General features: G+C 66.9%; 9 protein-coding genes and 2 pseudogenes. 7 read left to right on the forward strand and 4 right to left on the reverse strand.

The window, feature by feature from the left end; all coding sequences use genetic code 11:
• Window positions 1-30: 30 nt before the first annotated feature.
• Window positions 31-165, reverse strand: a complete 135-nt coding sequence (locus tag AQJ11_RS52325) for a hypothetical protein (RefSeq protein ID WP_279616985.1) — start codon at window positions 163-165, stop codon at window positions 31-33.
• On the opposite strand from AQJ11_RS52325, the gene AQJ11_RS43780 reads away from it, so the two are divergent.
• Together AQJ11_RS43780 and AQJ11_RS43785 are read left to right on the forward strand one after the other, a co-directional pair.
• On the forward strand, window positions 164-6,994 hold the full coding sequence (locus AQJ11_RS43780; protein ID WP_079082708.1) for a polymorphic toxin-type HINT domain-containing protein: 6,831 nt from the start codon (window positions 164-166) through the stop codon (window positions 6,992-6,994). The genes AQJ11_RS52325 and AQJ11_RS43780 overlap by 2 nt on opposite strands.
• Complete coding sequence (locus tag AQJ11_RS43785) at window positions 6,994-7,797, forward strand: leucine-rich repeat domain-containing protein (protein ID WP_059267220.1); 804 nt, start codon at window positions 6,994-6,996, stop codon at window positions 7,795-7,797. The genes AQJ11_RS43780 and AQJ11_RS43785 overlap by 1 nt, the downstream gene beginning before the upstream one ends.
• Before the next feature lie 129 nt (window positions 7,798-7,926).
• On the opposite strand, the pseudogene AQJ11_RS43790 reads toward AQJ11_RS43785, so the two are convergent.
• From AQJ11_RS43790 to AQJ11_RS43800, 3 genes and pseudogenes are all read right to left on the reverse strand, one after another.
• Window positions 7,927-8,949 (reverse strand): annotated as a pseudogene (locus AQJ11_RS43790) (tyrosine-type recombinase/integrase); the annotation flags it as partial.
• Entirely contained in the window at window positions 8,946-9,173 is a 228-nt protein-coding gene (locus AQJ11_RS43795; protein WP_059267221.1) for a helix-turn-helix domain-containing protein, read from the reverse strand. The gene AQJ11_RS43795 and the pseudogene AQJ11_RS43790, both read right to left, overlap by 4 nt.
• A pseudogene (locus AQJ11_RS43800) lies at window positions 9,173-9,454 on the reverse strand (replication initiator); the annotation flags it as partial. The pseudogene AQJ11_RS43800 and the gene AQJ11_RS43795, both read right to left, overlap by 1 nt.
• Window positions 9,455-9,530: 76 nt before the next feature.
• On the opposite strand from AQJ11_RS43800, the gene AQJ11_RS43805 reads away from it, so the two are divergent.
• From AQJ11_RS43805 to AQJ11_RS52000, 5 genes are all read left to right on the forward strand, one after another.
• Window positions 9,531-9,851, forward strand: a complete 321-nt coding sequence (locus AQJ11_RS43805; RefSeq protein ID WP_059267223.1) for a sigma factor-like helix-turn-helix DNA-binding protein — start codon at window positions 9,531-9,533, stop codon at window positions 9,849-9,851.
• A gap of 15 nt (window positions 9,852-9,866) precedes the next feature.
• Window positions 9,867-10,388, forward strand: a complete 522-nt coding sequence (locus AQJ11_RS43810; RefSeq protein ID WP_059267224.1) for a hypothetical protein — start codon at window positions 9,867-9,869, stop codon at window positions 10,386-10,388.
• 683 nt (window positions 10,389-11,071) lie between these two features.
• Complete coding sequence (locus AQJ11_RS43815; protein WP_159061812.1) at window positions 11,072-11,245, forward strand: hypothetical protein; 174 nt, start codon at window positions 11,072-11,074, stop codon at window positions 11,243-11,245.
• Window positions 11,246-11,269: 24 nt separating this feature from the next.
• Entirely contained in the window at window positions 11,270-11,758 is a 489-nt protein-coding gene (locus tag AQJ11_RS43820) for a DUF4145 domain-containing protein (RefSeq protein WP_079082706.1), read from the forward strand.
• Between the two features lie 43 nt (window positions 11,759-11,801).
• Window positions 11,802-12,312 (forward strand): AAA family ATPase (locus tag AQJ11_RS52000; RefSeq protein WP_244218663.1); only part of this gene is annotated, 511 nt, incomplete at its 3' end.

Here is a 12,312-nt window from a genome sequence, read left to right on the forward strand (position 1 = left end):
GGCTGCATCCCCAAGGCCCGGCATCCCACTTCACTTCCGCACGACCGTGCGCTCGGCACGCCCGCGGAACCCCGCAGCGAAGGACAAAGACACGATGAACGGCAGATCGAGCAGGCGCTTCGCGACATTCCGGCGACGCCTCGCACTGGCCTCGGCCACCGTCATGGTGGGCACACTCCTGCAAGGAGTGACGCAGCCGGCCCTCGCCGCGGACAACGGCACGGGGCGTCCCGTTCTGCCCCGTTCCGACCGACCAGTTGCCACCACGCCGGTGAAGGTAAAGCCACGCACCCTGATGAAGGGCCCGCGAACCCCGAAGGCAGCTCCCGATGCCGCCTGGCCCCGCGCGGCGACCAAGGTTCTGCACCTACCCACTACTGATGCGAAGGGCCCAACGGCTGTCGGCCGTGCCAAGGGGCTGCCGCTGACCATCGACACTCTGGGGGAGGCCCGGAAGAAGCCGTTCCGCGGAGACGTCGAGGCACGTCTGCTCAGCCGTAGGGCGGCGCAGCAGGCCGGCGTCGATGGTGTACTGCTCACCCTGAAGCCCGGAGCCGAGTCCAAGACAGCGCGGGCAGGCCGTATCCAGGCCCACCTCGACTACTCGGCTTTCGCAGGTGCCTACGGCGGCGGTTACGCCTCCCGCCTGAGCATGGTGGAACTGCCCGCCTGCGCACTCACCACACCGCACAAGGCGGCCTGCCGCACCAGCAAGCCCGTCACCACGGTCAACGACGCGGAGAAGCAGACGCTGACCGTGCGGAACGTGAGCCTCAGCCCAGGTTCCGCCACAGTGCTCGCGGCCGTCGCCGGCACGACAAGCGCCCAGAGCGACTACAAGGCGACCTCCCTCTCCCCCTCCGCGACCTGGAACACGAGCCTCAACACCGGCGACTTCAACTGGTCCTACGACATGCCAGCCCCCGAAGTCCCCGGAGGACTGGCCCCCAAGGTGGGCCTGTCCTACTCCTCCGGATCGGTGGACGGGCGCACGGCCAACACCAATAACCAGGCATCCTGGGTGGGAGACGGCTTCGACCTGTGGTCCGGTTACATCGAGCGCCGGTACAAGTCGTGCGCCGACGACGGTGTCAAGAACGCGGACGGCAGCAAACCGGGTGACCTGTGCTGGGGCTATGACAACGCCTTCATCACCTTCAACGGCAAGGGCGGCGAACTCGTCCCGGCCGGCAATGACTCCTGGAAACTCAAGGACGACGACGGCACGAAGATCGACCGCCTGACGTCGAGCGACCGCGGCAACAACGACGACGATGGCGAGTACTGGCGGGTCACCACCCCGGACGGCACGAAGTACTACTTCGGCTACAACCGCCTGCCGGGCTGGGCGGACGGCAAGGAAACCACCGACTCCACCTGGACCGTCCCCGTCTTCGGCGACGACGCCGGCGAGCCCTGTCACGCCTCGGCTTTCGCCGACTCCTACTGCCAGCAAGCCTGGCGGTGGAACCTCGACTACGTGGTCGACGTGCATGGCAACGCCATCGCCTACTACTACGACAAGGAGACCAACTCCTACGGCCGCAACCTGGAGGCCAAGGACGACACCCCCTACGTACGCGGCGGAACCCTCGACCGCATTGAATACGGGCTGAAGTCCACGTCCGTGTACGGCACCAAGGCGCTGGCCCAGGTCGATTTCACCAGCCGCGAGCGCTGCCTGCCGGACACCCACACCACGTGCTCGGACATCTCCACCGACGCCTTCTACTGGTACGACACGCCGTGGGACCTGAACTGCGACTCCGGCAAGGACTGCGACCAGGGCCGCTTCGCGCCGGTGTTCTTCACCCGTAAGCGCCTCACCGACGTCACCACGCAGGTCTGGAACGGCACCACGTACCACGACGTCGACGCCTGGAAGCTGGACCACCGGTGGGGGATGGCCGACACCGACTACCAGTTGCTGCTCGACTCCGTCGAGCACACCGGGCGCAGCGAGGACCCGGCGCTCACCCTGCCGAAGACCACCTTCGCCTACACCCAGCTGGCCAACCGGCTGGACAAGACCGGTGACGGCTACCCACCCTTCGTCAAGGACCGCCTGTCCACCGTCGCCGACGAGTTCGGCGGCCAGATCGACGTCAACTATTCCGCGCCCGCCTGCGACTGGGACGCACTGCCCACCCCCGAGACCAACACCACCCGCTGCTTCCCGCAGTACATCGGCGGGAGCACGACGGACGACCCCGAGCGGAAGTGGTTCAACAAGTACGTCGTCACCTCGGTCACCGCAACCGACCGCACCGGCGGCGCCCCCGACCAGGTCACCCGCTACGACTACCTCGACGGCGCGGCCTGGCACTACGACGATGACGACGGCCTGACCAAGGAGAAGTCCAAGACCTGGTCCCAGTGGCGCGGTTACGGACACGTCCGGGTACGCACCGGCGGCCAGGGCGACGCCTCCGCAATGAAGAGCCAGCAGGACACCTACTTCCTGCGCGGCATGGACGGCGACCGCAAGACCACCAGCGGCGACACCAAGACCGTCACCGTGAGCCTCAACGCCGGTGAGGGCGACCCGATCACCGACGAGCCATCGGCGGCCGGCTTCACCTACAAGACCGTCACCTACTCCAGCCCCGACGGCCAGGTCCTCGCCAAGACCGTCAACCGGCCCTGGCACCACGAGACGGCGAAGAAGGTACGCGACTGGGGCACCGTCACCGCCAACTTCACCGGCACCGCCGACTCCAAGAGCTGGACCTCCCTGGACAACGGCGCCGGCACCTCCTGGCGCACCACGTCCACGGCGACGACCTACGACACCGTCGCCGGACGCGTCACCCAGGTCGACGACTTCGGCGACAGCCGCACCAAGACGGACGACACCTGCACCCGCACCACCTACGCCACCAACTCCACCGCCAACATCCTCAACCTCCCCTCCCGTGTCGAGGCGGTCTCCGTACCCTGCTCCGACACCGTCAGCCGGCCCGACGACGTGATCTCCGACGTGCGCATGGCCTACGACGGCGGCACCTACGACGCGGCTCCCACCAAGGGCGACGCGACCAACACCGCGGTGCTCAAGCAGTACGACGGCACCACAGCCGTCTACCTGGAGTCCGGCACCACCTACGACGACTACGGACGCCAGCGCACCACCACCGACCTGACCGCGGACGTCAAGGTCACCGCCGCCGGCGCCCTCACGCGCACCACGCGTTCCGACGGCCGGACCACCACCACCACACCGGAACCCACCACCGGCTTCGCGACCAAGGTCACCATCACCACGCCACCGGCCAAGACCGGTGACGCGACCACCGCCCAGTCCACGAGCGTCACATACAACGTCCTGCGCAACCTGCCGAAGACGCAGACCGACACCAACGGCAAGGCGACCAACTTCGCCTATGACGCGCTGGGCCGCTCCACCAAGGTCTGGCTCGCCGACCGACTCACCGGCCAGACACCGTCGTACGAGTTCACCTACACCACCGGCGACAGCAAGCCGGTCGTAATCGCCACCAAGACACTCGGCAACAACGGCGTACAGCTGACCTCCTACGCCTTCTACGACGGCTTCCTCCGCCCCCGCCAGAGCCAGGACCCCGGCCCGAACGGCGGCAGCCTGCTGGCCGACACCTTCTACGACGAGCGCGGCCTTGCCGCCAAGGAGTTCGCGACCTACTACTCGGTCAACCCGCCGACGACCGTCCTGGCCAAACCGCAAGACGCCCTCGACGTCGAAACCCAGAACCGCTACACCTACGACGGACTCGGCCGGCAGACCGAAGCCAGGCAGATCGCCGGCAACGGCGACGGCGGGCGAGTCCTGTCCACCGCCCAGACCGTCTACGGCGGCGACCGCACCACCGTCATCCCGCCCGAGGGCGGCACCGCCACCACCACCCTCGTCGACGCACGCGGCCGCACCACGGCATTGCGCCAGCTCCACGCACGCAACGCCGACGCCGCCTACGACACCACCACCTACGACTACACCCCACGCGGCGAACTGAAGAACGTCACCGACCCCGCGGGCAACAACTGGACCTACACCTACGACCTGCTCGGCCGACAGATCAAGGCGACCGACCCCGACAAGGGCACCACCCTCAGCACCTACGACGACCGCGGCCAGCTGACCACCACCGACGACGCCCGACCCGACAGCACCACCGACAACCGCCCCGACACACCGCTGCTCTGGTACGGCTACGACAACCTCGGCCGCAAAACCGAGGTGCGGGAGAAGTCCGCCACCGGCACCCTGCGCGCCCAGTGGGTGTACGACACCATCAGCGGAGCCAAGGGCCAGCTCGCCAAGGCAACCCGCTACGACGGCACCAACGCCTACACCAGCGAAATCCTCGCCTACAACCGCCTCTACCAGCCGCTGCGCACCCAGGTCACCATCCCGGCCGCCGAGAAGGAACTGGCCGGCACCTACATCTCCGCCACGACATACGACGTGTCCGGACTCACTGCCAGCATCGGCTACCCCAAGGCCGGCGCCCTCTCAGCGGCAACCGCCACCTACACCTACGACGCCACCCTGCGCCCGATTGCCGTCACCGGCAGCCAGGGCATCAAGGCGAGCACCGCCTATGACCTGACCGGCAAGCCCCTGACGTACGAACTGTCCAACGACGACGGCAAGAAGACCTCGGTCAACAACACCTACGAGTGGGGCACCCAGCGCCTGGCCACCTCCCGCGTGGACCGCGAGAACATCGCAGGCGTCGACCAGAGCAACACCTACCGCTACGACGAGACGGGCAACGTCCTGTCCGTGTCGGACGTCTCCCGCGACGGCACCGACACCCAGTGCTTCACCTACGACTACCTACGCCGTCTGACCGAAGCCTGGGCCCAGAACACCACCACCTGCGCCACCACCCCCAGCGGCAGCGCCCTGGGCGGCCCCGCCCCCTACTGGCAGTCCTACACCTACGACCTGGTCGGCAACCGCCGCACCGAGACCCTGCACGATGCTGCGGGCGACACCACCAAGGACGTCAAGCGAACCTACGCCTACCCCGACCCCGGAAAAGCCTTCCCGCACGCGCTGTCCTCGGTGACGACCACCAGCCCCACCAGCACCGTCCAGGACAGCTACGCATACGACGAAACCGGCAACACGACCACCCGCAGCCTCAACGGAGACGACCAGAACCTCACCTGGGACCCCGAAGGGCACCTTGCCAAGGTGACCTCGGCAGGCAAGACCACCGAGTACCTGTACGACGCGGACGGCAACCGACTCATCGCCCGCACGCCCACCGAGACCACCCTCTACCTCGGCGCCACCGAGATCACCCTGCCCAAGGGCAGCACCACCCCGAAGGCCACCCGCTACTTCGACCTCGGCGGCGGCAACCAGGCCGTCGAACAGGACGACACCACCGTCTCCTTCACCCTCGCCGACCACCACGGCACCGCCCAACTCGCCGTCGCAGCAGCCACGCAGAAACTCACCCAGCGCCGCACCCTGCCCTTCGGCGGCATCCGGGGCACCAAGCCGGCCGACTGGCCCGGAGCCAAGGGCTTCGTCGGAGGCACCGACGACACCAAGGCCACCGGCCTCACCCATCTCGGCGCCCGTGAATACGACCCGACCACCGGCCGTTTCATCAGCGTCGACCCGCTCATGACGCCGGCCGACCCGCAGAGCCTAAACGCTTACGCCTACGCCAACAACAGTCCCGTCACCAGCAGCGACCCGTCCGGCCTGTGCATGGCCGACCAGTGCGGCATCGGCTACCCCATCGGCGGCACGGGCACCAACGGCCACAAAAAGGAGTACGTGAAGAAGGCGCCGCGCGGCGCTGGCGGAGTAGGCGCCCCACACTTCAGCGGGGCGGGATACACGGGGCCGCTGCCTGCTGCGGCCAATGGCGACTCGAACAGCATGGCCAAGATCGACGACGAGTGGCACGTCAAGATCTACCCGGGCGTCTACATGCCAGCCGACAACCCTCATGTCAACGAAGTCGCCGCAAAGTTCATCCAGTGGGTCAACTACAACTGCGGATCCAGCGACTTCTATTGTCTGGCCCCAAGTGATGACGGCAGCGTCACCCCAGCCGACTACACACGAGTCAAGGGGATGATGTATTCCTGCGAGAAAGGCTGGGATTGCGGAAAATACTGGGCCAACCCCTCCGATACATTCGCGGTTGGCGCGGAAGCCGGCCTAGTCACTGGAAATGGACAGGGAGGCCGGGTAGCTGGCCGGGGGGCCCGGCGAGGCGCGTCGGCTGAAGGCGGCCCATGCAGTTTCGACCCCGACACCCTCGTGCTCCTCGCCGACGGCACATCCAAGCCCATCGTCAAGGTAAAGCCGGGCGACCGGGTCGAGAGCGGTGACCCCGAAAGCGGAAAACACAAGGGCTCACGCAAAGTAACCGCAGCGTTCGTCAACCATGACGACGACTTGATCGACGTGCAGGTACAGGACCTCAAGGGGAAGGTCCGGACACTCCGCACTACCTCCCTGCACCCCTTCTGGGACGACACCACCCACACCTGGGTGCAGGCTGGCAAGCTCAAGCCGGGTCACGTGCTCAACACCGCTTCCGACAGGCATGTGCGGGTCACCGCCGTCATGAAGCGTGCTGGCTCCGCGGACATGTACAACCTCACCGTCAGCGACCTGCACACGTACTATGTGCTGGCGGGTAATGCTCCGGTGCTGGTGCATAACTCGTCGTGTAGCACGTTCGGATTCAAGGATGCTCCGACCGTGCCCGGGGTTTACACCATCACGATGAAGGATGGCAAGGTGTATGTTGGGTCCAGCTCAACCAACATACATAGTCGCCTGCATGCCGCTTTCAATTCGGATAAGGCGGCCGTGAAGTCGGCGGGTTACATGGTGAGCGACATTTCCAACATATCGGTGAATGATATGTCTGGTCATTCCTGGAAAGCGATCAGAGAGCAAGAGCAGTCGGTTATGGATCAATACGGCGGCGTGGGTGGCGGTACGCTTTTGAATCGCCGAAATGAGGTTCCTTAATGCGGTCGGACTTTAGTGTCCTGAACTGGCGAGTCGACGAGTCGATCGATGAGCGTGAACTCGGGCGGAAGTATCAGTCCGGGGAATTCAACGGATTGTTCCTCCGCATGGGTGGAAGTGCGCGGCTGGACAGTCTTGACTTCTTGTCCAGCTTGCCGGAGCTCAAGTATCTGGAGATTGAAGGCCGCGTTGCCGACGACTCGCAGGCTTTTGGAATCGCTGGACTCCGCGAGCTGGTGCTCCTCACGAGGGGGCAAGTGGCGATCCCCGCAGTCCAGAACGCATCCCTGGCAGCGTTGGCGGTAGATGATCGGGCGGGCGCAATTGACCTCGCGGGGTTTCCTGCCCTGGCGAGATTGACACTTTGGTCATCCGGCAGGAGCGATTTGGGATTCCTGAGGAGTGCGCCCTGGATCTCCTCATTCAAGCTGGAAGGCTTGGGGCAGATTGTGGATCTTTGCGGGTTGGAGAACTGCGCAAAGCTCGACGACTTGGAGATCCTTGATGCGCGCGTTGAGAGCCTTGCCCCCCTTCGAGGCCTCCAATATCTGCGCCGGTGCTGGCTGATTGGCGGAGGGGAGTCAATTCAGCCTGAGCCGCTGGACTTCAACGCTGTGTCAGCTCTAAATAATCTGGAAGAGCTCAGGGTTACGTACGGGGGCGAGGTGCGATCGGTGGCTCCGCTTCTCCGCATGACTTCCCTGCGCGACCTTCGACTCAGGGGCACCAGGGTCGTGGCAGGTGATTCAGGCTTGCTTAGTGAGCTTCCGGATTCGGTAAGAATCGTTGGTCCGGAGGAGTAACGATTCGCGCCAGCAGACGGTCGGTCACTTGAGGCAATGACCTTGAATCCAGAAGCCCCACCCAGAGTTTGTTTCTGGTGGGGCTTCTGTGGTGCTTGACGGCAACGGTGACGGCAACGTCAGCGGATGACGGCTGCGGCGGGTGAGGTTGGTCGGGTCGAGCGGCTTGCCCTTCGGGGTGGTGAAGACGAGCCCCTTGTCCGTCCAGCCCGTTCCGGCCGTCTGGCGCTCTTCCTCCTGCCGTTCCTGGTGGACCTTGAGGGAGCTGAGGCATTCGGTGGGGAGGGCGATGCGGCGCTCGGAGGCCAGGGTTTTGGTGTGCAGGACGGTCAGGCCCTGGCTGCGGGTGCGCTGGAGGGAGCGGTGGATGGTGGCGGTTCCGCCGTCGAGGTCGAGGTCTTCCCAGTGGAGGCCGAGGAGTTCACCCTTGCGGAGTCCGGTGCGCAGCGCGAGTTCATGCAGGGCGTGAAGCCGGTCGCCGTTGGCCGCATGAAGGAGCAGCCGGGCTTCGGCGGCGGTGAGGGGCTGGAAGCGCCGAGGGCGGGGCGTGGTCGTCTTGACGTTCCGGGCGACGTTGCGAGGAAGTTCGTCCTCGCGGACGGCGTGTTGCAGGGCGGACTTGAGGACCGCGTGGACGTACGTCACGGTCAGGGGCGACAGCCGCTTCTCGCAGCAGTGACCGATGGTGCAGCAGCGTCGCCGCTTCGCGTCCCGTTTTTGGGCGCAGCACTGGCAGGTCACGCGGAGCCCGTCGAGGAAGGTCCGGACGTCGCGGGTAGTGAGCCGGGCGAGCTTCTTGACGCCGAGGCCAGGGTTGAGGTGGAGGCGGATGGCGGCGGCGTAGCGGGTGTGGGTGTTCTCCCGCAGGTGGTGGACGGCGACGCCGTCGAGCCAGTACGCGAGATAGGAGCTCACGGTGCTGTAGGCCGCCGTGGCGGGGAGGCCACGGTTACTGGCGGCGATCTTCTCGGTCAGCTTCGCCAGGGCGTCCTTGCGGGTGGTGCCGTAGACACGGACGCGCTTGCGGGTGTTGCCGGGGGCAAGGACGTATCCCGCGGCTTCCCAACGGCCGTCCTTGCGCTGGTAGACGGTTCCGTCGCCGTTGGCGCGGGAGCGGGTGCGGCGGGATGAGGTGGGGCGTGGCGTGGTCATCTGGCGGCTTCCTGTTCCAGACGGGTGCGGATGAAGCCGGTGAGCGCGCAGGTGGGGATGCGGCGGGCGCGGCCGAGGGTGATCGAGGCGAGTTGACCGGAGTGGACCAGGTCGTAGACGGCGGAGCGGCCGAGCTGGAGGGGGGCCATGACCTGGGGCACCGTCAGCAGATCCAGCACCGGGGCCGTCTCCGTGCGGAGGACGGTGGGCGGGGGCGAGATCATCAGCAGCCCCCTTCCGCGATGAACTGCCGTTCCAGTTCCTTGCGGTGCCACACGTCGGCCGCGAGGAGTGCGGCGCCGGGGCTGTAGCCCGAGCCGAGGTAGTTCCAGTGGCCGACGACGAGGGTGGTCTTCGGGTCGGACTCGGGGAGCCCGGAGTGGCCTCGGACCTGTTCGGCGCGCCACGCGCGGCGGGCCTCTCGGAGCGCGCCCAGGGTGGTGGAGTAGCTGCGGGACTTGGTGGAGAAGTGGCCCCGAAAGCCGAGCATGTGCGCCCACTTCCATCCTGCGCAATGCAGGCACCCCTACCCCCAAGCAGAACGCCGCCCACGTACCCACCACGACCTCTGCCAAGGCCGGATGACGGTCGCCCCTACCGTCGATGGCCGCAGCACGGCCGCGTCGGCGAACGACCGGACCACCGCGGTCCACGACGCCGTGCGGGCAGCGCCGGGGGCCATGCGCTCGCAGCTGGCCGCCGCGGACTGCCGGCTCGGCCTCTACACGGCCATAGCCGCCCTGCCGGTCGGGCAGTTCGACGTGATCATCCTGCACTACGTGCTGGGCTACCCGTGCAGCCGTGTCGCCGGCATCATGGGAATCAGCGCGGGCACCGTGCGCACGCACCGCCGTCAGGCCCGTAAAGCACATCGCCGCCAAACTCGGCATCGACCTGCGTGACGACGAGGAGAAGGGGTGACCGTGCCGCGCAAGCTGGACCACATCCTCGACCAGGCGGCCATCCCTGACACTGTCACCGACGCCGAACTCGACGCCGAACTCGACGACCTCAAAGAAGAGATCGTCCGAGACGTCACCGCAGTGCTCATGTTCGGCGAGCGCCCCACCCTCATGCGCCACCACCTCGTCAGGCTGGAACGCGCCGACCACACCCTGCAGGCCCTGTGCCGCCAGCTCCTGCGCAGCGTCGACGCCTCTGAACACCTCGCCCGCATCGCCGACAGCCCCGTCGACCCCGAAGGAGCACTCCATTTCGGCTGCGTGCTCGACCTTGCCAAGAAGCCCGACGGAGCAATGTGGTGGTGGCAATTCGCCGCAGGCGCTGGCAACGCCACCGCCGCCTACTTGCCTGTACCTGTTCCACACACGCCGCGGCGACCTCCGCGACGCCGACCACTGGTGGCACCAGCATGTCGTCCTGGGGCCGAGGGACGACGACTTCGTCCCGCCGCCGGCATGGACGCATCTCAACGTTGACACCCCGGGTGTCCTGCGCAAGGCCGTGGAGCGTCTCAAGGCCGGCGAAGCCGCCGGCGAGTTCCACCAGCCCGACCATCGCCTCGCCGACCAGATCGAGGAACTCGTCGACGCCTACTGATCAGGCTGAGGACGATCGGCCTGCATTCGGTTGAACGCCACGCCCTGACGCCCACGGATCAGACATCTGTGGGCGTCAGGGCGTATGCCCCGACTCGCAAGGGCCTGCAGATCTCCCAGGTGTCCTCCCCGCCGACGCGGGGGTGTTCCGCTCGCTGAGCGCGTCATCGATCCCGAGAACGGGCCTTCCGGAGAAGACCCGGTGCCTGCCCGAATCCTGCGCCGAAGGGTCCTCTGTGCCTGTCGATGATCGATTTGACCCGCGATCGGGTATATCCGTTGCCGATTGCCGGGCGGGTCGCGTGCGGGTGCCTCTTACGAAGATCCCGAACCGCTCTGTGGTCTTCGAGAGGACTCCCACTCGTGCACTTCGCCTGCACGCCGGCGCCCGCGTCCACGCGCAGGGCCCCAAGCGCCAGTCTGAGTGCCCGCACTGCGCGAATCGGGTCGCGATGTCCTTGCGTAACCTCCGCTGGATCGATCCCCAACTGAAAACTCCGGGCATTGTGCAACCGCGAGGTCGGCATGTGGAGGAGCAGGTCTGGTCATGCGACTTTTGCGACATGGCAGTGATCGAGCTGTACTCAGTCATCCGCTTCCCCATGGAGGGCAACGAGCATATTGCCGTCAGGCGGGAGCAGACGTTCATCTCTCGGGTGTGGCCGGTGCGGGAGCCGTGTCCTCTCTCGCAGGACGCCCCGGACGAGGTCTGTGACCTCTTCCTGGAGGCTGGGTGAGCCGAGGCGGCGGCTGCCTTCCGACTGGCTGTGGTCGGTTACCGGTCCGTGGTGGAAGCTATCTGCAAGGAGCGCGGAGCTCGGGGGAAGAGCCTGCATGCGATGTTCGGCGACTTGGCCCGGCTCCGTGTGCCTCAGCCGGTGATCGACGGATTTCACGAGGCTCGGCTGCTCGGCAATGACTCCGTCCACGACGGTCTGGAGTACGCGCCCGACGAGATCACCGACGTCGCTGACCTGATTAAGGTGGCGGTACTGGTCGTGTGCGTCCAGCCCGCTGAACGACAGCGGATGGCGGAGGCCCGGCTCGCGCGGCGTACAGCGCACAAGGCCGAGGCGGTGAACCCGCCGCCTTCCACGCCCTGGCCAAGGGCTGGCAGACGGAGGCGCGCTCCAGCCGGCCCGGGTGTCGAAGGGGCAGGGTGGTCAGCCGGCACGCTCTTGCAGGCCGTCCTGCCGTACCTGGCCTGCCCTTGCACCGTCAGCCTGTTCGCTGCAGCAGAGCGCCACTGAGGACCGGCTCCTGGCCGCCGCCCGCACGAGCGTGATCCCGCCGGTGGGCCGAGCAACGTTCGCTCGCGTCGCCGCTCTCCACCGCGGTCCGACGGACGCCGGGCAGCGTGCGCCCGCCTCCTCCTTCGTCCTGTCCGAGCGACTGCTGCCGGCAGGTCTCGGCCCGGCGGGTGCCGGAAAGACCACGGTGATGAAGCTGGTGGCCCGCGCTGTGGACGCGGCCAGCGGACGCCTGATCCCTCTCGCCCCGTCCTGCCGTGCGGCGAAAGTTTTCGGCGACGGCCTTCGGCTGCGCGCGTACATCCTGCGCTCCTGGCTCCACCAGCGCACCCGCCTGCCCGCCTGCCCGACGGGAAGCGACGGCAAGTTCGGACCGGGCTACGCGGTCCCCGACAGCGATGGCCACGCCGCCAGCTCCCATATCGGCGCATCCGGGCCGCCGGGCATGACGGTGTACGGCGCCTACGAGACGTTCTGCGCCGATCCCACGCGCAAGGGCCCGGACGCGGCGGGCGGCTACACCGGCCCGAAGACGGTGGGGCACGGGACGTCCT

Origin of the sequence: Streptomyces corchorusii (assembly GCF_001514055.1) — a bacterium.
In the GTDB taxonomy this organism is placed as follows: domain Bacteria; phylum Actinomycetota; class Actinomycetes; order Streptomycetales; family Streptomycetaceae; genus Streptomyces; species Streptomyces olivaceoviridis.

Bases quoted from the DNA above. Each gene is read 5' to 3' on its own strand.
- AQJ11_RS43780 (WP_079082708.1), top strand. From the start codon at position 164: ATGGTGGGCACACTCCTGCAAGGAGTGACGCAGCCGGCCCTCGCCGCG.
- AQJ11_RS52325 (WP_279616985.1), bottom strand. From the start codon at position 165: ATGACGGTGGCCGAGGCCAGTGCGAGGCGTCGCCGGAATGTCGCGAAG.
- AQJ11_RS43785 (WP_059267220.1), top strand. From the start codon at position 6,994: ATGCGGTCGGACTTTAGTGTCCTGAACTGGCGAGTCGACGAGTCGATC.
- AQJ11_RS43795 (WP_059267221.1), bottom strand. From the start codon at position 9,173: ATGATCTCGCCCCCGCCCACCGTCCTCCGCACGGAGACGGCCCCGGTG.
- AQJ11_RS43805 (WP_059267223.1), top strand. From the start codon at position 9,531: ATGACGGTCGCCCCTACCGTCGATGGCCGCAGCACGGCCGCGTCGGCG.
- AQJ11_RS43815 (WP_159061812.1), top strand. From the start codon at position 11,072: ATGGCAGTGATCGAGCTGTACTCAGTCATCCGCTTCCCCATGGAGGGC.